A 19,400-nucleotide genomic window follows, 5' to 3' on the forward strand; every position below is an offset into this window, starting at 1 on the left:
CCGACGGCGAGGTCGATGCCGGCATCGTTTCGCCAGGACCGGCCCGCGGCTTCCGCGAAGCCACAGCCTGAACCGCGCCGCACCTCAACTCGCCAGCGCCGACACCCCGTTCCCCGGCCGCTTGACGCGGAACCACGCCGCATACAGCGCCGGCAGGAACAGCAGCGTCAGCACCGTGGCAATGATCAGCCCGCCCATGATCGCCACCGCCATCGGCCCCCAGAACATCGAGCGCGACAGCGGGATCATCGCCAGCACCGCCGCGGCGGCGGTCAGGATGATCGGGCGGAAGCGGCGCACCGCGGCCTCGACGATGGCGGTCCACTGCGGCACGCCGGCGCTGATGTCCTGCTCGATCTGGTCGACCAGGATCACCGAGTTGCGGATGATCATGCCCAGCAGCGCGGTGATGCCCAGCTGCGCCACAAACCCCATCGGCGCGCGCAGCAGCAACAGCGTGGCGGCGGCGCCGATCAGGCCCAGCGGGCCGGTCAGGAACACCATGGTCGCGCGCGAGAAGCTGTGCAGCTGCAGCATCAGCAGCGTGAAGATGATGAAGATGCACAGCGGCAACTGCGCCGCGATGGAGGCGCCCGCCTTGCCGCTCTCTTCCTCCGCGCCGGCCACGGTGATGCGGTAGCCCGGCGGCAGCTGCGCGCGCAGCTGGTCCAGCTTCGGGTTGATCTGCGCGGTCACCGTCGGGCCCTGGATGCCGTCGACCACATCGGCCTGCACGGTCACGCCGAAGTCGCGGTTCTCGCGCCACACCACGCCCGGCTCCGAGCGCAGCGTCACGCGCGCCACCTGCGTCAGCGGCACCATGCGCCCGGTGTTGGTCGGCACCAGCATGTTGTTCAGGTCCGAGATCGCATCGCGCTCATTGCGCGGGGTGCGCATCAGGATGTCGATCAGCTTGTCGCCGTCGCGGTACTGGCCCACCGGCACGCCGCTGAGCACGGTCTGCGTGACGCGGGCGATGGCATTGGTGGTCACGCCCAGTGCGCGCGCCTTGTCCTGGTCGATCTCCAGGCGCAGCATCTTGACGTTCTCATTCCAGTTGTCGTTGACCCCGACGGTATTGGGGTTGGCGCGCATCTCGGCCTTGACCTGGTCGGCCAGCTGGCGTACCCCGGCTGCGTCCGGCCCGATCACGCGGAACTGCACAGGATAGGCCACCGGAGGCCCGTTGGGCAACAGCTTGACGCGGCCTCGCAGGTACGGGAATTCGGCATCCATCAGCTTGATGATGCGGCGGCGCAGCGCATCGCGCACCTCGGTGCTGACCGGCATCACGATCACCTGCGCCACATTGGTCTGCGGGAAGATCTGGTCCAGCGGCAGGTAGAAGCGCGGCGCGCCGGTGCCGACGAAGGTGGTCAGGCTCTCGACTTCCTTGTCCTTGCCGACCAGCTGCTCGAAGCGCTTGGCCTCGGTTTCCATCTGGGCGAAGCTGGTGCCCTCGGGCATCCACAGCTCCACCATCAGCTCGGGGCGGCTGGAATCCGGGAAGAACTGCTTCTCGACAAACTTGAAGGCGTAGATGCCCAGCCCGAAGGCCACCAGCGTGATCGCGATCACCACCTTGCGCCAGCTCACGCACCAGTCCACCAGCCGGCGGAAGCGCGCATAGAACGGCGTGTCGAAGACCTCGTGGGCCTCGCCCGCGCCGGGGCCGCGGGTCTTGAGCAGCAGGTAGCCCAGGTAGGGCGTGAAATAGACCGCGGCCAGCCACGACAGCACCAGCGCCAGCGCCGTCACCGCAAAGATCGCGAAGGTGTATTCGCCCACCGTCGAGCGCGCCAGGCCCACCGGCAGGAAGCCGGCCGCGGTGATCAGCGTGCCGGTCAGCATCGGCATCGCGGTGGAGGTATAGGCGAAGGTGGCCGCCTCCATCTTGGAAAAGCCCTCTTCCAGCTTGCGCACCATCATCTCGACCGCAATGATGGCGTCGTCCACCAGCAGCCCAAGCGCCACGATCAGCGCGCCGAGCGATATCTTGTGCAGCCCGATGCCGAAGATATTCATGAACAGGAAGGTCACCGCCAGCACCAGCGGGATCGTCAGCGCCACCACCAGGCCCGGGCGCGCGTCCAGCCGCAGCGGTTTGGTGTGCAGCCCCAGCGAGACGAAACTGACCGCCAGCACGATCACCACCGCCTCGATCAGCACGTGCACGAACTCGCCCACCGAACGCTGGACCGCCTTCGGCTGGTCCTGCACCTGGTCCATCTCGATTCCCACCGGCAACTGCGTGCGCAGCCGGTCGAACGCGGCGCGCAGGTTCTTGCCCAGTTCGATGATGTCGCCGCCCTTCTGCATCGAAATGCCCAGCCCGATCACGTCCTTGCCGTTGAAGCGCATGCGCGTCTGGGTCGGGTCGACATAGCCGCGGTAGACGTGCGCGATGTCGCCCAGGCGGATATTGGCGATGCCGTTGGGCCCGCGCAGCACCAGGTTCTCCAGGTCCTCCACGCTGGCGAACTGGCCGGACAGGCGCACCTGCAGGTTGTCGGTCGGGGTGACCAGCACGCCGCTGCCGGTCAGGTTGTTCTGCTGCGAGATCTGGTCGGCGATGGCGTTGATATCCAGCCCCAGCTGGGCGAAGCGCGCCTGGTTGAACTCGATGAAGACCTTCTCGTCCTGCAGGCCGATCAGCGACACCTTGGCCACCGACGGCACGCGCAGCAGTTCCTGGCGCACCAGGTCGGCGTACTCGCGCAGCTCCTTGTAGTTGAAGCCGTCGGCCGAGAGCGCGTAGATGGTGCCGTACACGTCGCCAAACTCATCATTGAAGAACGGCCCGCGCACGCCCGCGGGCAGCGTCTGCTGGATATCGCCGATCTTCTTGCGCGCGGTGTACCAGACCTGCGCGGTCTCCTTTGCCGGCGAGGTGTCCTTGAGCTGGAAGATCACCGTGGTCTCGCCCGGCTTGGAGAAGCTGCGGATCTTGTCCGCATAGGGCACTTCCTGCAGCTGGCGCTCGATCTTGTCCGTCACCTGGACGGCGATCTGCTCGGCGGTGGCGCCGGGCCAGAAGGCCTGCACCACCATCACGCGGAAGGTAAAGGGCGGATCCTCGTCCTGGCCCAGCTGGAAGAATGCCAGCATGCCGCCAAGCAGCAGCACCACCAGCAGGTAGCGGGTCAGCGGCTGGTGCTCGAGTGCCCAGCGCGACAGGTTGAAGCGGGAATGATCCATCCGCTCACCCCTGTTTCGGGGTGGCGGCCGGTGCCGATGCCGGGGCCGATGCAGGCCCTCCCGCAGGCGCAACCGTCTGCAGCGGGCGCACCTTCTGGCCCGCGCGCAACAGGTGCACCCCGGCGGTGACGATGGTCTGGCCCGGGGCCAGGCCCTGGCGCACCTCCACCTCGTTGCCGATGGCCTCGCCCAGCGTCACCGGCACCGGCTTGACCGTGCCGGCGGCGGCGTCATAGATCCAGACCTGGTTGCGGCCCTGCTCCTGCAGCAGCGCGGTCAGCGGCACCCGGATGGCCGCGGTGGCGCCGCTGCGCATGAAGGTCACCACCGCGGTCATGCCGAGCTTGAGGTCGGCGGGCGGGTTCGGCACCGTCACGCGGGTGGCATAGGTGCGGGTGACCGGGTCGGCCGCCGCGGCAATCTCGCGCACGCGGCCAGGCAGCGTGCGCTGCGGCTCGGCCCAGGTATGGATGGTCACGTCGGTAATGCCGCGCAGCAGGTCGACCTGGTCTTCGGGCAGGCCGATCGCGACTTCCTTCTCTGCCGTCTGCGCCACGCGCACCACCGGCTGGCCGGGCGTCACCACCTGGCCCACCTCGGCATCGATCGCCGTGACCACGCCGTCGGCATCGGCATGCAGGACCGAGTAGCCGGTCTGGTTGGACTGGCTGCGCAGCCCGGCCTGGGCCTGGCGCAGCCGCGATTCGGCGGCGTCATAGTTGGCCTGGCGCCGGTGCTGCTCGGCAGCGCTGATGAAGCCCTTGGCGAACAGGTCGTTGTAGCGCTTCAGGTCGGCGGCGGCCAGGTCGCGGTCAGTCTTCGCGGCCTCGAACTGGGCGCGTGAGCCGGCCTCGGCCAGCGACAGGTCGGTGGGATCCAGGCGCGCCAGCGGCTGGCCCTTGCTGACCACCGCGCCCACATCCACCAGCCTGGCGGCGATCTTGCCCCCGACGCGGAAGCCCAGCCGCGACTCCACGCGCGGGCGCACGTCGCCGGAGAACTCGAAGGCGGTCTTGCCGTTGTGCGGGCTCAGCTGCATCAGGCGCACCGGGCGCACCTCCGGCGCCGGCTCGGCCTTCTTGCCGCAGCCGGTCAGGGCCAGCAGGCTGGCCATCAAAAGTGCGGCTACGGTCACGCCTCGACCGAGGTGGCGCGGCGGCATCGTAACAACAGGAGAATCTGCAGCCGCAACTTCCGGCACTTGGCAAAGCACTGGCATCGGTAGGCAACGAGTCGGATGGAACAACTGACAAGACTGGCCGGTGACCGCAAATCCCCTGCGCCCGGGAAGTCGTCGGGGCGCGCGGAATGGCCGCGCGCAGCCGGCATCGGCAATAAATAACTTTCCGGTCAGTAATATAACGACGACCCCCGGGTGCGTCAAACGGCAGGCGACGAAACCGCTGGAATGAAGACTCAGTTGCCGTTCCGGGCTGGTGAACTGCGCCGACAGGCTTCGGCATGCGCGACCATACCCTGCCCGGCGCGATGCTACAATCCGCCGCGCCGCTGGCGCTTCCCCCCACATCTTCGACCCGAGACCGGCGTGACGCCCGATCAGTATTGCCAAGAGAAAGTCGCCCAGAGCGGCTCGAGCTTCTATTACAGCTTCCTGTTCCTGCCGGCCGAGCGCCGCCGCGCCATCACCGCGCTGTACGCCTGGTGCCGCGAAGTCGACGACGTGGTCGACGACAGCCATGACGCAGGCCTGGCCCACCAGCAGCTGGACTGGTGGCGCGCCGAACTGCGCCGCCTGTTCGAGGGCGAGCCGACCCACCCGACCACCAAGGCCCTGCAGCCGCATGTGCGCAGCGCCGGCCTGCCCCAGGGCGAGATGTCCGAAGTGCTGGAAGGCATGGAAATGGACCTGACCCAGACCCGCTACCTGGACGAGCCCGGGCTGGCCCGCTACTGCCATTGCGTGGCCGGCGTGGTCGGCACGCTCAGCGCGCGGCTGTTCGGCTATACCGACCCGCAGACGCTGGTGTTTGCCGAGAGGCTTGGCCAGTCGCTGCAACTGGTCAATATCCTGCGCGACGTCGGCGAGGACGCGCGGCGCGGGCGCATCTACCTGCCGGTCAATACCCTGCAGCAGTTCCAGGTGCCTGCATCCGAGATCCTGAAGGGTCAGCATTCCGAGCGCTTTGTCGCGCTGATGCAGTACCACGCCGGCCGTGCCCGCGCGCTGTACCATGAGGCACTGGCGCTGCTGCCGAAGCAGGACCGCCGCGCCCAGCGTGCCGGCCTGCTGATGGGCGCGATCTACCACGCGCTGCTCGACGAACTGGAAGCCAGCCAGTTCCAGGTGCTGAACCAGCGCATCGCGCTGACCCCGCTGCGCAAGCTGTGGATTGCCTGGAAGACCTGGGTGCGCAACAGCTAGCGTCCTGCTCTCTTTTCTGTCCGACCCGCCAAGCCGTACCGCCATGACGCAGACATCCGCCTCCCTCGGCGACACCATCCTTGCCCACGCCGACCAGCTCGCCAGTTTCTCCGACATGGAAGGCGGCCTCACCTGCGCCTACCTGACCCCGGCCCACCGCGCCGCGCAGGCCCGGCTTGCGCAGTGGATGGAGGCGGCCGGCATGCAGGTGCGGATCGACGCCATCGGCAACGTCATCGGCCGCTATGCGGCCGACCCGGCCGTGCCCGACGCGCGCGTGCTGATGACCGGCTCGCACTTCGACACCGTGCGCAATGGCGGGCGCTATGACGGACGGCTTGGCATCGTGCTGCCGATCGCCGTGGTCGGCGCGCTCAACCAGGCCGGCATCCGCCTGCCCTATCACTTTGAAGTGGTGGGGTTCGCCGAAGAGGAAGGCCTGCGCTTCAAGACCAGCTTCCTGGCCAGCAGCGTGTTGGCGGGCCGCTTCGATCCCACCCTGCTGGAGCGCCAGGACGCGGACGGCATCACGCTGCGCGAGGCGCTGGCGGCATCGGACCTGCCCGGCGCGGGCGATCTGCAGGCCCTGCGCGCCGCCGCGGTCGATCCGGCGTCGCTGCTGGGCTTTGTCGAAGTGCATATCGAGCAGGGCCCGGTGCTGCTGCACCACGGCCTGCCGCTGGGCGTGGTCACCCAGATCGCGGGCAGCAGCCGCTTTGCGGTGCGGGTCGAAGGCCTGGCCAGCCACGCCGGCACCACGCCGATGGGCATGCGCCGCGACGCCGCCGCGGGCGCGGCGGAGATGATCCTGCTGGTGGAGCAGCGCTGCACGGCGGCGCCGACGCTGGTCGGTACGGTGGGTCAGCTGCAGGTGCCCAACGGGTCGAGCAATGTCATCCCGGCGGCCTGCACCTTCTCGATGGATATTCGCGCCGGCGAGGATAGCATCCGCGAGGCCGCCATCGCCGACATCGTGGCCGGCATCGGCCAGATCGCGGAACGGCGCGGGCTGGCCGCCCAGGTGGAGCGCGTGCCGCCGGTCAACAACGCGCCGTGCGCGCGCTGGCTGATGGACCAGTTCGGGGCGGTGCTGAAGAAGCGCGGGCTGCAGGCCTTCGAGCTGCCCTCCGGCGCCGGCCACGACGCCATGATGATGCAGCGCATCACCGACGTGGCCATGCTGTTCGTGCGTTGCGGCAACGGCGGCATCAGCCACAACCCGCTGGAAACCATCACGGCGGAGGATGCCCAGCTGGCGGCGGAGGTCTTCGTGGATTTCCTGCGGCACTTCCAGCCGCGCGGCTAAGCGCCACAGTGGCGTACCATGGAGGGCGCGGCACGATAAGAACGGATCAGCCGCCCTGGTAGATATCGCGCCCGAAGTCGTAAAGGTTCTTGCGCAGCTTGCGGCGCTCGTCCGGCGACAGGCGCGAGCCGCCGCGTTCGTCACCGCGCCGGCGCTCGGCGTCGCGCTGCTCGGCGCGATGGCGCTCGGCACGGGCCCGCGCCTCGCGCTGGCTGTTGCCGGGATCGCTGGCCTGGGTCGACGGGTGGCGCTTGAGCAGGTTGGCCATGCCGGCCGATTGCGCCTGCACCGTCCCGGCCGGAATGCACAGCGCCAGCACGGCCAGCGCCAGCGCAAGGCAGGCGCCGGCGATACCATGCTGCGGATGCCCGTGCCGGGTTCGGTTCACTTTCATTGATAATGGCGATCTTTGGCTTCGGGAAAAAGCAGTCTTTGGACAGACTGGACGGACTGCCCTGAAGCCGGGAATTCCGGTACCCCGTCCGGCGCCGCACCCTCTGCAAGCATCGCGCCAGCGCGGGCGAGGCAGGCTGGGCGAGGCAGTGGCTCGTCTGGTGCAAATGCGTGGAAATCTGCCGCGCATGGCGCCCAAAAAGACGGATTGCGCAGTGTAATCGCACGATTGGTGCACACTGCCATACCACGGGGTAAAGTATGTAACGTTTTGTTAAGCCATTTTGAGCGAAAGCGATAGTCGCTAAGATACCGCCATGGAAAATACCAGCCACAAGATTCTTGTCGTCGACGATGACCCGCGTCTGCGCGATTTGCTGCGCCGCTATCTGGGCGAACAGGGTTTCACCGTGTTGGTGGCGGAAAACGCCACCGCGATGAACAAGCTCTGGCTGCGCGAGCGTTTCGACCTGCTGGTGCTGGACCTGATGATGCCGGGTGAAGACGGCCTGTCGATCTGCCGCCGGCTGCGCGGGGCCAATGACCAGACCCCGATCATCATGCTCACCGCCAAGGGCGAGGACGTGGACCGCATCGTCGGCCTGGAGATGGGCGCCGACGACTACCTGCCCAAACCCTTCAACCCGCGCGAACTGATTGCGCGCATCCACGCGGTGCTGCGCCGCAAGGGCCCGGCCGAAGTGCCCGGCGCCCCGTCGGAAACGCCCGAGACCTTCGCCTTCGGCGACTTCGTGCTGAACCTGGCCACGCGCACGCTGACCAAGAACGACGAGGAAATCACGCTGACCACCGGCGAGTTCTCGGTCCTCAAGGTGTTCGCCCGCCATCCGCGCCAGCCGCTGTCGCGCGAGAAGCTGATGGAAATGGCGCGCGGCCGTGAATATGAAGTCTTCGACCGCAGCCTGGACGTGCAGATCTCGCGCCTGCGCAAGCTGATCGAGCCGGACCCGAGCAACCCCCGTTTTATCCAGACGGTGTGGGGCCTGGGCTACGTCTTCATCCCCGATGGCGTGAAGTAACCGATTACGGCCGCTGTTCCCATCGTGGCGACCGTTATCGGCAGAACCGCAACGCGGTTCTTTGGTTCGCTGTTCTGGCGAACCTTCATGCTTATCGCCCTGCTGCTGGCGATTTCGCTGGGCATCTGGTTCCAGAGCTACCGGCTGTTCGAACGCGCCCCGCGCGCGCAGCAGATCGCCATGCAGGTGGTCAGCGTGGTCAAGCTCACGCGCGCCGCGCTGCTCTATTCCGACCCCGCGCGGCGGCGCTTCCTGCTGCTCGACCTGGTGCAGAACGAAGGCATCAAGGTCTATCCGCGCGAGAAGGACGACGACTTCGCCGCGCCCACCGCCAACCCGTTCCTGACCACCCTGGTGCAGCAGGAGATCCGCAGCCGCCTGGGCGAGGACACGGTGCTGGCCACCACCGTCAACGACATTCCCGGCGTGTGGGTCAGCTTCGAGATCGAGGGCGACGACTACTGGGTGGCGATCAGCCCCGAGCGCTTCGAGCGCGTGCCCGGCATCCAGTGGCTGTGGTGGAGTATTGCCGCGCTGCTGCTGTCGATCATCGGCGCGGCCTTTATCACCGCGCGCGTCAACTACCCGCTCAAGCGGCTGGCCAACGCCGCCCGCGCGATCGGCGCCGGCGGCGACCCGCCGCCGCTGCCCGAGCACGGCGCCAGTGAGGTGGCGCTGGCCAACCACAGCTTCAACCAGATGGTGCGCGACCTGCGCCAGCTCGACGACGACCGCGTGGTGATGCTGGCCGGCATCTCGCACGACCTGCGCACGCCGCTGACGCGCCTGCGCCTGGAAACCGAGATGTCGCCGATGGACACCCCCACGCGCGACGCCATGATCGCCGACATCGAGCAGATGGACGCTATCATCGGACAGTTCCTCAACTACGCGCGCCCGCCGCTGGAAACCGTGGAACCGGTTGACCTGTCGGCGCTGGTGCACGATGCCGTGGGCGTCTACGCCGCGCACGACGACGTGCGCGTGCACGTGCGCGCCAATGAGCCGGTGATGGCCGTGGCCAACCGCATGGAAGTGCAGCGCATCCTGGACAACCTGGTCGAGAACGCGCGCCGCTATGCCAAGGACGAGCAAAGCGGCATGGCCGTGGTCGAGATCTCGACGCGCGTGGACGACAAGGAAGCCGTGCTGACCGTGGCCGACCACGGCAACGGCGTGCCCGACGGCCAGCTGTCGCTGCTGACGCGGCCCTTCTACCGGCTCGACGCCGCGCGCAGCGAGGCCAAGGGCGCCGGGCTGGGCATGTCCATCGTCAACCGCATCATGCAGCGCAACGGCGGCCGGCTGCTGCTGGCCAACCGCCCCGCCCCGGCCACGGGGCTGGTGGTCAGCGCCTGCTTCCGGCGCGCCTGAGCGTCAGCTGAGCGCGGCCTGAGCGCCATCCGCGGCGCATTGACAGGTTTTCGACAGCATTTGATAGCCTTCTGAAAGGCATTCGTCAGGGCAATGACAGGGTCGCGGCGCACACTGGCGCCCGTCATCAGGCGCGCGGCGAAATCCTTCCCACACGGCGTGACCCGCGCACGCCTGGCTGACTTCTCCGAACCATCATGCCGCCGGGACCGCCGGCGGTGCCTGAGAGACAGCCATGTCAGATACCTCCGCAGCTACCCCCGCCGGGCAGCACGGGTTCCGCACCGTGTTCCGCGTCGTCAGCGGCAACTTCCTGGAAATGTATGACTTCATGGTGTACGGCTTCTACGCGGCCGCCATCGCCAGGACCTTCTTTCCCAGCGGCAACGAGTTCGCCTCGCTGATGCTTTCGCTCGCCACCTTTGGCGCGGGTTTCCTGATGCGGCCGCTGGGTGCGATCGTGCTGGGCGCCTACATCGACCGCCATGGCCGCCGCAAGGGCCTGATCATGACGCTGGCGCTGATGGCCATGGGCACGTTGCTGATTGCCTGCGTGCCGGGCCCGCCATCGACGAGATCTACCGCTCGATGCTGGACAACTGGCGCATCATCCTGGCCGGCTGCATGATGGTGGTGATGACCACGGTGTCGTTCTACATGATCACCGCATACACGCCGACCTTCGGCAAGACCGTGCTGAAGCTGGACGACACCGACAACCTGATCGTCACCATGTGCGTGGGCCTGTCCAACTTCATCTGGCTGCCGCTGATGGGCGCGCTGTCGGACCGCATCGGACGCAAGCCACTGCTGGTGTTCTTCACCGTGGCAACGCTGCTGACCGCGTACCCCGCCGTGTCATGGCTGGTGGCCGAGCCGTCGTTCTCGCGGCTGCTGATGGTGGAGCTGTGGCTGTCGTTCCTGTACGGCAGTTATAACGGCGCCATGGTGGTGGCGCTGACCGAGATCATGCCGCCCGCGGTGCGCACCACCGGCTTCTCGCTGGCCTACAGCCTGGCCACGGCGCTGTTCGGCGGCTTCACTCCGGCAATCTCGACCTGGCTGATCCACGCCACCGGCAACAAGGCGGCGCCGGGGCTGTGGCTGATGTTCGCCGCGCTGTGCGGACTGGTTGCCACGCTGGTGATCTTCCGGGCGCAACGAGTGGAGCCCGTCATGCATCCGGCCTGAACCCGGCGGGTTGAACTCGCCGCAATCGTCACCAACTTGCCATAAGCGGGCCCAGCGCGCATGGCATACTTGCCCTTCCGCATCGAAGCCGCCTGGCTGATGCCGCGGCTTCCCATGCCGGGATTCGCTCCAGGCGTCACATGGCTTGCCTATCGGGCTCTTTGAGAATATCAATTAGCCCGGCACCTGGTGATGACGCATAATCACGTTTTGTCGCGGTAAGCCGCGTAGCCGGCCCACGCCAGCCGCGCGGCAGCAGCACCGCTCTCATTGCAACCGTATCAGGAGATAGTCTATGAAGACCGTTGGTGACAAGCTCGAAGCCTTCCACGTCGTCGGTGTCAAGCCGGGTTTCAACAATCATGAAGAGAACGGCCAGTCGGCTTTCGAAGACATCACCGAAAAGTCGTTCGAAGGCAAGTGGAAGATCATCTACTTCTACCCGAAGGACTTCACCTTCGTCTGCCCGACCGAAATCGTTGCCTTCGCCAAGCTGAACGGCGACTTCGCCGACCGCGACGCGATCGTGCTGGGCGGCTCGACCGACAACGAATTCGTCAAGCTGGCATGGCGCCGCGAACACAAGGACCTGAACAAGCTGAACCAGTGGCAGTTCGCCGACGTGACCGGTTCGCTGATCGACCAGCTGGGCGTGCGTGACCACGCTGCCGGCGTTGCCCTGCGCGCGACCTTCATCGTCGACCCGGACAACGTGATCCAGCATGTGTCGGTGAACAACCTGAACGTGGGCCGCAACCCGGAAGAAGTCCTGCGTATCCTGGACGGTCTGCAAACGGACGAGCTGTGCCCGTGCAACCGTGCCGTTGGTGGCGCCACGCTGTAATTTGCTATCAGTCGCCAGACACACCTTGGCGATTCGCGGAGGGCGCTGCCCTCCGCATCAAAACCCGCTTGCGCGGGTTTTTTGGGCCCGTATCGATAGGAGAAATAAATGGAATTCATCACCACGATTAAGAATCTCATCCCCGATTACGCCAAGGACATCCGCCTGAACGTGGACGGCACCATCGCGCGCTCTTCGCTGGAAGGCAACGATGCGGTCGGTGTGGCACTGGCGGCGGCATTTGCGGCGCAGAGCAAGGTGCTGGTGGATGCCATCCGCAACGCCGGCGTGCTGTCGCCCGAGGAAACCAACGGCGCGCTGACCGCGGCCGCGCTGATGGGCATGAACAACACCTGGTACCCGTACGTCGAAATGGCCGACGATCCCGACCTGGCCAGCCAGCCGGCCGGCCTGCGCATGAACGCCTATGCCACCCATGGCGGCGTGGACAAGCGCCGTTTCGAGATGTACGCACTGGCCGCCTCGATCGTGGGCAAGTGCCACTTCTGCGTGAAGTCGCACTACCAGCTGCTGAAGAATGAACAGGGCATGACCGCGCAGCAACTGCGCGATGTCGGCCGCATTGCCGCCGTGATCGTGGCCGCCGCCAACGTGATCGCCGCGCAATAAGCCCCGCCACAGCGCGCCCCCGCGCCCTCCGCGGCGCCCTGCCACGGGCGCCGTAGCACAGCAGCCGGCAGCTTCCCATCAGGAGTTGCCGGCTGTTCCCATCCTGCAACCGCCCCGCGCCAGGGCTGCACAGGTGCGGGGATCGGCCTACAATCCAGGCAGGACACGCACTTTCAGGCTGCCATGACCCTGCCTTCGCCGACTTCTCCCCGTTTCCACTACCGCCTCGCGGCGGTGCATGACTGGGGCGACATCGCCGCCGTCACGCAACAAGCCTACGGGCAATATGAGCTGGCCATCATGGAAGACTGCCGCGCGTCGTTCCAGCGCGGCATGCAGGCAGTGCTGGCGACCAGCCATCCGGATATGGAATGGTGGGTGGCGGAGACCGATCACGGCATCATGGGCGCCGTGCTGTTCTGCCATCCGGGCGCCACGCTGCCGGCACTGGACGGCAGCACCATCACCCTGACCCAGCCGGAAGCCCGGCTGCTGTCGGTCAGCCCGCAGGCGCGCGGCCTGGGCCTGGGCCGCACGCTGATGCAGATCTGCATCCAGCGCGCGCGCGATATCGGCGCGTCAACGCTGGTGGTGCGCACCATGCCGGAAATGGCATCGGCCATCCGGCTGTGCCAGCAGATGGGATTCACCAAGCGCACCGAAGCCGGTGCGCGCACCGGCGCAATGGCCCGCCTGATCGACTATACCTACGCCATCCCGCCGGAAAACGCCACGGCGCCAGACGCGGCGCGCCCCTGATCAGTCCTGCGCGTCGCCCACCGAGGCGCGCCAGAGCAGCACCGCGGCCTGCGCCACGATGCCCTCCTGGCGCCCTTCGAAGCCCAGCTTCTCGTTGGTCTTGGCCTTGACGTTGCAACGCCCGCGCGCAATCCCCAGGTCCTCCGCCAGGTTCGCCACCATCGCCCCGATATGCGGCGCCAGCTTGGGCGCCTGCGCGATCACGGTGGCATCGACATTGCCGATTTCATAGCCCGCCTCGCGCACGCGGCGCGCGGCCTCGCGCAGCAGCACGCGGCTGTCGGCGCCGGCGAACTGCGCGTCGGTGTCGGGGAAATGGCGGCCGATATCGCCCAGCGCGGCCGCGCCGAAGAGCGCGTCGGTGACTGCGTGCAGCAGCGCATCCGCATCGGAATGGCCCAGCAGGCCGCAGTCGTGCGGAATCTCGACCCCGCCCAGGATCAGCTTGCGGCCGGGCACCAGCGCGTGGACGTCATAGCCCTGTCCCACCCGGATATCGAAAGGCATCATGCGGTCAGGCTCCTTTGCCATCGTTGCCCAGCAGCACTTCGGCCAGTGCGAAGTCCTCCGGGTAGGTCACCTTGAAATTGCGCAGCGAGCCGTTGACCAGCCGCGGATGCAGCCCCAGACGCTCGATCGCGCTGGCCTCGTCGGTCACCACCGCGCCGGCCGCCATGGCGTCCTGCAGCGCCTGGCGCAGCACGCCCAGGCGGAACATCTGCGGCGTCTGCGCCTGCCACAGGCCCTCGCGCGGCACCGTGGCGCCGATACGGGCGTCGTCCTGGGCGCGCTTGAGCGTGTCGGGCACCGGCACCGCCAGGATGCCGCCGATGGCGGCGTCCGGGTCGTCGTCGCCGTCGCTTTCCACCGCGCGCACCAGCGCATGGATCATTGCCGGGGTCAGGCCCGGGCGCGCGGCATCGTGCACCAGCACCCAGTCGCTGTCGGTCGCGCCCAGCTGCGCCAGGTGGTGCAGCCCGGCCAGCACCGAGGCATGGCGGGTCTCGCCGCCGACAAAGGCGGTATCGAAGCGCAGCCCGGCAAAGGCGGCCGCGCCGAAGCGCGATTCCAGCGGCATGTCGTCGGGCGCCAGCACCAGCGCGGTGGCGTTGATGGCGTCGCACGCCGAGAACGCCGCCAGCGCGTACCAGATCATCGGCCGGCCGGCCACGGTCTGGTATTGCTTGGGAACGGCGCCGCCGGCGCGGCTGCCGGTACCGGCACAGGGAATCAGGGCAAAGCGGCGAGCGGGCACAGGATCGGCGTTGAGTGAAAGAGGCGCGGGCGCCTGCTGGCCGGCATGGCCAGCGGGACAACCGGTGCGCATTCTATAATACGGCCCTTGCCCGTCGCCATGCCGCGCCATTCCGCATTGACGCGTGCCCGGCAGGCGCCACGGGCCGTTGAGGTCCCCTGCCCCGACCCCCGCCCGCAATGCCGGCGGGGTGTCGTCGTTTTGAACGCCCCGCTGCCGACATGCCTGACGCCAAGCCCGCCTTCCCCTTTGTCAACCTGCCGCTGGTCAAGCCGGGGCTGCGCCACAGCGTGGCGGGCCTGCGCGGCTCGGCCGATGCGCTGGCTGTGGCCGCGTACGCTCGGCAGCACCGCGAGCGCGCGCCGATGCTGGCCGTAGTCTGCTCCCACGCGGTCGATGCCCAGCGCCTGGCCGAGGAAATCCCCTGGTTCGCGCCCGAACTGCGCGTGCGCCTGCTGCCCGACTGGGAAACCCTGCCCTACGACAGCTTCTCGCCGCACCAGGACCTGGTATCAGAGCGCCTGGCCACGCTGCACGACATCCAGACCGGGCAATGCGACGTGATGCTGGTGCCGGCCACCACCGCGCTGTACCGGCTGGCGCCGCCCGCGTTCCTGGCCGCCTACACCTTCTTCTTCAAGCAGGGCGAGCGGCTGGATGAAGCGGCGCTCAAGGCCCAGTTCACGCTGGCCGGCTACGAGCACGTCAGCGCGGTGATGCGCCCCGGCGAATACAGCGTGCGCGGCGGCCTGATCGACCTGTACCCGATGGGCTCGGCGCTGCCGTACCGGATCGACCTGTTCGGCGACGAGATCGAGACCATCCGCGCCTTCGACCCCGACACCCAGCGCAGCCTGTACCCGGTCAAGGAGGTGCGGCTGCTGCCCGGGCGCGAGTTCCCGCTCGACGAAGCCGCGCGCACCGCCTTCCGCGGCCGCTGGCGCGAGCTGTTCGAAGGCGACCCAACCAAGTCGCCGATCTACAAGGACATCGGCAACGGCGTGCCGTCGGCCGGCATCGAGTACTACCTGCCGCTGTTCTTCGAGCAGAGCGCGACCGTGTTCGACTACCTGCCCGCCGATACGCAGCTCGCGTTCGCCGGCAATGTCGACGAGGCCATCCGCCGCTTCTGGGCCGACACCACGCAGCGCTACAACTTCATGCGGCACGACCGCGAGCGCCCGCTGCTGCCGCCAGCGGACCTGTTCCTGTCCGAGGAGCAGTTCTTCGTCGCCGCCAAGCCGATGGCGCGCCTGGTGCTGCAGGCCGAAGCGAACGCGGACCAGGCCGCGTTCTCGGCCATCCTGCCCGACGTCGCGGTGAACCGCCGCGCCGATGATCCGCTGGTCAACCTGGAAGCGCTGCTGCTCGACCAGCAGACCCGCGTGCTGATGTGCGCCGACTCGGCCGGGCGGCGCGAGACCCTGCTGCAGCTCTTTGCCGAAAGCGGCCTGCGCCCGCAGCCGGTGGACGACTTTGCCGCGTTCCTGGCCGGCGAAGCGCATTTCTCGATCGCGGTGGCGCCGCTGCAGAGCGGCTTTGCGCTGCCGCAGGGGCAGATCGCCTTTGTCACCGAGGCCGAGCTGTACGCCGGCACCGCGCGCCGCACCGGCCGCCGCAAGCAGGAGCAGGCCTCCGCCGTCGACTCGATGGTGCGCGACCTGGCCGAGTTGAAGATCGGCGACCCGGTGGTGCACAGCGAGCACGGCATCGGCCGCTATCAGGGCCTGGTCACGCTCGACATGGGCCAGGGCGACGAGGAATTCCTGCACCTGGACTACGACAAGGGCAGCAAGCTGTATGTGCCGGTGCACCAGTTGCATGTAATCTCGCGCTATTCCGGCGCCGATCCCGATACCGCGCCGCTGCACCACCTGGGCTCGGGCCAGTGGGACAAGGCCAAGCGCAAGGCAGCCCAGCAGATCCGCGACACCGCCGCCGAGCTGCTCAACCTGTACGCGCGCCGCGCCGCGCGCGAGGGCTTTGCCTTCCCGCTCTCGCCCAAGGACTACGAGACCTTCGCCGAAAGCTTCGGCTTCGAGGAAACGCCGGACCAGGCCGCCGCGATTGCCGCGGTGATCGCCGACATGACCTCGGGCAAGCCGATGGACCGGCTGGTGTGCGGCGACGTGGGCTTCGGCAAGACCGAGGTGGCGCTGCGCGCGGCCTTTGTCGCGGTGCTGGGCGGCAAGCAGGTGGCGATGCTGGCGCCGACCACGCTGCTGGCCGAGCAGCACTTCCAGACGCTGTCCGACCGCTTCGCCGAATGGCCGGTGCGCATCGTCGAGCTGTCGCGCTTCAAGACCAAGAAGGAAATCGACGCGGCCATCAGGCAGATCAACGAAGGCACCGTCGACATCGTCATCGGCACCCACAAGATCCTGTCCGACCAGGTCAGGTTCGAGCGCCTGGGGCTGGTCATCATCGACGAGGAACACCGCTTCGGCGTGCGCCAGAAGGAGGCGCTGAAGACCCTGCGCGCCGAGGTCGACGTGCTGACCCTGACCGCCACGCCGATCCCGCGCACGCTGGGCATGGCGCTGGAAGGCCTGCGCGACTTCTCGGTGATCGCGACCGCGCCGCAGAAGCGGCTGGCGATCAAGACCTTCGTGCGGCGCGAGGAAGACGGCGTGATCCGCGAGGCCATCCTGCGCGAGCTCAAGCGCGGCGGCCAGGTCTACTTCCTGCACAACGAGGTCGAGACCATCGAGAACAAGCGCGCGCGGCTGGCCGAGCTGGTGCCCGAAGCGCGCATTGCCGTCGCGCACGGCCAGATGCATGAGCGCGAGCTGGAGCGCGTGATGCGCGACTTCGTCGCGCGCCGCGACAACATCCTGCTGTGCACCACCATCATCGAGACCGGCATCGACGTGCCGACCGCCAACACCATCCTGATCCACCGCTCGGACAAGTTCGGCCTGGCGCAGCTGCACCAGCTGCGCGGCCGGGTCGGGCGCTCGCACCACCAGGCCTATGCCTACCTGCTGGTGCATGATGTCGAGGGCCTGACCAAGCAGGCGCAGCGCCGGCTCGAAGCGATCCAGCAGATGGAGGAACTGGGCTCGGGCTTCTACCTGGCCATGCATGACCTGGAAATCCGCGGCGCGGGCGAGGTGCTGGGCGACAAGCAGTCGGGCGAGATCCACGAGATCGGCTTCCAGCTCTACACTGACATGCTCAACGCCGCGGTCAAGGCGCTCAAGGCCGGCAAGGAACCCGACCTGATGGCGCCGCTGGCCGCGACCACCGAGATCAACCTGGGCACGCCGGCGCTGCTGCCCAACGACTACTGCGCCGACGTGCACGAGCGGCTGTCGCTGTACAAGCGACTGGCCAACTGCGAGACCGCCGAGCGCGTGGACGATATCCAGGAAGAGCTGATCGACCGCTTCGGCCGACTGCCGGCGCAGGCGCAGGCGCTGGTCGAGACCCACCGGCTGCGCATCGCCGCGGCACCGCTGGGCGTGCGCAAGATCGACGCGGGCGAGGCCACCATCAGCGTGCAGTTCGTGCCCAACCCGCCGATCGACGCGATGCGCATCATCGACCTGGTGCAGAAGAACCGCCATATCAAGCTGGCCGGGCAGGACAAGCTGCGCATCGAGGCCAAGATGCCGGACGTGGCGATCCGCGCGCAGACCATCAAGCATACGTTGCGGCAACTGGCGTAGGGGTCATGCGTATCCTGCATGGACGCGGCGCGCGGCCGGGTGTAGCATCGATTCCTTAACAAGTTAGCGATAACGCCCCCATGCCCGCCCAAGCCGCTTCTTCCCGTCAGCCCGTCACCGAAACCGCCGCGCGCGGCAGCGCGCTTGAATGGACCCAGCGGCTGGTCGCGTACGACACCACCAGCCGCAACTCCAACCTGGGCCTGATCGAGTCGGTGCGCGACCATTTCCTGGCCAAGGGGCTGAAGCCGCATCTGAGCTACAACCCGCAGCAGGACAAGGCCAACCTGTTCGTCACCGTGCCCGCCGCCGACGGCAATACCAACGGCGGCATCGTGCTCTCCGGCCATACCGACGTGGTGCCGGTGGACGGCCAGGACTGGACCACCGACCCGTTCAAGCCGGTGGTGCGCGACGGCAAGCTCTACGGCCGCGGCACCTGCGACATGAAAGGCTTTATCGGCACCAGCCTGTCGCTGCTGCCGGCCATCCTGCAGGCCAGGCTGCGCGAGCCGGTCCACTACGCGCTGTCCTTCGACGAAGAGATCGGCTGCATGGGCGCGCCCTACCTGCTGGCCGAACTGCGCGACCGCGGCGTGACGCCCGGCGGCTGCATCGTCGGCGAACCCACCAGCATGCGCGTGATCGTGGCGCACAAGGGCATCAACGCCTACCGTTGCTGCGTCAGGGGCCAGGCCGCGCACTCGTCGCTGACGCCGCGCGGCGTCAATGCGATCGAATACGCCGCGCGCCTGATCTGCTTCATCCGCGACATCGCCGATGAGTTCAAGGCCAACGGCCCCTACGACCAGGCCTTCGACGTGCCCTACACCACCGCGCAGACCGGCACCATCCAGGGCGGCATCGCGCTGAACACCATCCCGGCACTGTGCGAGTTCGTGTTCGAGTTCCGCAACCTGCCCGGCGTGGATCCCGAAGCCATCTACGCCCGCATCCAGGCCTACGCCAACGACGTGCTGCTGCCGAAGATGCGCGCCGAGCATGCCGACGCCGGCCTGACGCTGAGCAAGATCGCCGCCGCGCCGTCGCTGGACGTGGCCGAACAGGAAGCCATCACGCAGCTGGTGCGCGCGCTGACCGCCGACCGCGACACCAACAAGGTGGCCTACGGCACCGAGGCCGGCCTGTTCCAGCGCGCCGGCATTCCGGCCGTGGTGTGCGGGCCTGGCGATATCCAGCAGGCGCACAAGCCGGATGAGTTTGTTGCGCTGGAGCAGTTGGCTGCTTGCGAGGCGTTCCTGCACAAGGTGGTCGACAGCTTGCGCGTGAGCTGACTGCCGGGCATGCCAGAGCTTTGCTCCCCTCTCCCGCTTGCGGGAGAGGGGAGCAACCAAT

14 protein-coding genes and 1 pseudogene are annotated in these 19,400 nt (G+C 67.7%); 10 read left to right on the plus strand and 5 right to left on the minus strand.

What is annotated here, in order from left to right; translation table 11 throughout:
* Positions 1-84: 84 nt before the first annotated feature.
* On the minus strand, positions 85-3,198 hold the full coding sequence (locus AC3WRI_RS08270; protein ID WP_011615100.1) for an efflux RND transporter permease subunit: 3,114 nt from the start codon (positions 3,196-3,198) through the stop codon (positions 85-87).
* 4 nt (positions 3,199-3,202) lie between these two features.
* Entirely contained in the window at positions 3,203-4,417 is a 1,215-nt protein-coding gene (locus AC3WRI_RS08275; protein ID WP_037023310.1) for an efflux RND transporter periplasmic adaptor subunit, read from the minus strand.
* Positions 4,418-4,744: 327 nt separating this feature from the next.
* Between AC3WRI_RS08275 and hpnD the strand changes: the two genes are divergently transcribed.
* Together hpnD and AC3WRI_RS08285 are read left to right on the plus strand one after the other, a co-directional pair.
* Positions 4,745-5,581 (plus strand): presqualene diphosphate synthase HpnD, encoded by an 837-nt coding sequence (gene hpnD, locus AC3WRI_RS08280; RefSeq protein ID WP_041687285.1) that lies wholly within the window; start codon positions 4,745-4,747, stop codon positions 5,579-5,581.
* A 43-nt stretch (positions 5,582-5,624) separates the two neighbouring features.
* On the plus strand, positions 5,625-6,887 hold the full coding sequence (locus AC3WRI_RS08285) for a Zn-dependent hydrolase (protein WP_011615098.1): 1,263 nt from the start codon (positions 5,625-5,627) through the stop codon (positions 6,885-6,887).
* Between the two features lie 46 nt (positions 6,888-6,933).
* Here AC3WRI_RS08285 and AC3WRI_RS08290 read toward each other — a convergent pair whose 3' ends face one another.
* Positions 6,934-7,281, minus strand: coding sequence for a hypothetical protein (locus AC3WRI_RS08290; RefSeq protein ID WP_010810106.1), 348 nt, complete (start codon positions 7,279-7,281; stop codon positions 6,934-6,936).
* A 316-nt stretch (positions 7,282-7,597) separates the two neighbouring features.
* Between AC3WRI_RS08290 and ompR the strand changes: the two genes are divergently transcribed.
* The 6 genes and pseudogenes from ompR to AC3WRI_RS08320 all read left to right on the plus strand — a co-directional run bounded on the left by ompR (position 7,598) and on the right by AC3WRI_RS08320 (position 13,118).
* Positions 7,598-8,320 (plus strand): osmolarity response regulator transcription factor OmpR, encoded by a 723-nt coding sequence (gene ompR / locus AC3WRI_RS08295; protein ID WP_010810107.1) that lies wholly within the window; start codon positions 7,598-7,600, stop codon positions 8,318-8,320.
* 24 nt (positions 8,321-8,344) lie between these two features.
* Complete coding sequence (locus AC3WRI_RS08300) at positions 8,345-9,694, plus strand: ATP-binding protein (RefSeq protein ID WP_011615097.1); 1,350 nt, start codon at positions 8,345-8,347, stop codon at positions 9,692-9,694.
* 235 nt (positions 9,695-9,929) lie between these two features.
* Positions 9,930-10,885 (plus strand): annotated as a pseudogene (locus AC3WRI_RS08305) (MFS transporter).
* Between the two features lie 295 nt (positions 10,886-11,180).
* On the plus strand, positions 11,181-11,729 hold the full coding sequence (locus AC3WRI_RS08310) for a peroxiredoxin (protein WP_010810110.1): 549 nt from the start codon (positions 11,181-11,183) through the stop codon (positions 11,727-11,729).
* Positions 11,730-11,837: 108 nt separating this feature from the next.
* Positions 11,838-12,359 carry a carboxymuconolactone decarboxylase family protein gene (locus AC3WRI_RS08315; protein ID WP_492293094.1) on the plus strand — a complete coding sequence of 174 codons (522 nt, stop codon included), beginning with the start codon at positions 11,838-11,840 and terminating at the stop codon, positions 12,357-12,359.
* A gap of 183 nt (positions 12,360-12,542) precedes the next feature.
* Positions 12,543-13,118 carry a GNAT family N-acetyltransferase gene (locus AC3WRI_RS08320; protein WP_010810112.1) on the plus strand — a complete coding sequence of 192 codons (576 nt, stop codon included), beginning with the start codon at positions 12,543-12,545 and terminating at the stop codon, positions 13,116-13,118.
* Here the strand turns inward: AC3WRI_RS08320 and ispF are convergent, their stop codons facing one another.
* A complete protein-coding gene (ispF, locus tag AC3WRI_RS08325; RefSeq protein WP_492293096.1) occupies positions 13,119-13,628 on the minus strand; it encodes a 2-C-methyl-D-erythritol 2,4-cyclodiphosphate synthase in 510 nt (169 codons plus the stop codon).
* Positions 13,629-13,632: 4 nt separating this feature from the next.
* A complete protein-coding gene (ispD, locus tag AC3WRI_RS08330) occupies positions 13,633-14,445 on the minus strand; it encodes a 2-C-methyl-D-erythritol 4-phosphate cytidylyltransferase (RefSeq protein WP_010810114.1) in 813 nt (270 codons plus the stop codon).
* A gap of 149 nt (positions 14,446-14,594) precedes the next feature.
* Here ispD and mfd point away from each other — a divergent pair, with 149 nt between their 5' ends.
* Together mfd and argE are read left to right on the plus strand one after the other, a co-directional pair.
* Positions 14,595-18,044, plus strand: coding sequence for a transcription-repair coupling factor (gene mfd, locus AC3WRI_RS08335; RefSeq protein ID WP_011615095.1), 3,450 nt, complete (start codon positions 14,595-14,597; stop codon positions 18,042-18,044).
* 80 nt (positions 18,045-18,124) lie between these two features.
* Positions 18,125-19,339: an acetylornithine deacetylase gene (gene argE, locus AC3WRI_RS08340; RefSeq protein ID WP_010810116.1), complete on the plus strand. Its 1,215-nt coding sequence runs from the start codon at positions 18,125-18,127 to the stop codon at positions 19,337-19,339.
* The last annotated feature ends 61 nt before the right edge of the window (positions 19,340-19,400 follow it).

Source organism: Cupriavidus sp. FW305-27 (genome assembly GCF_058787995.1).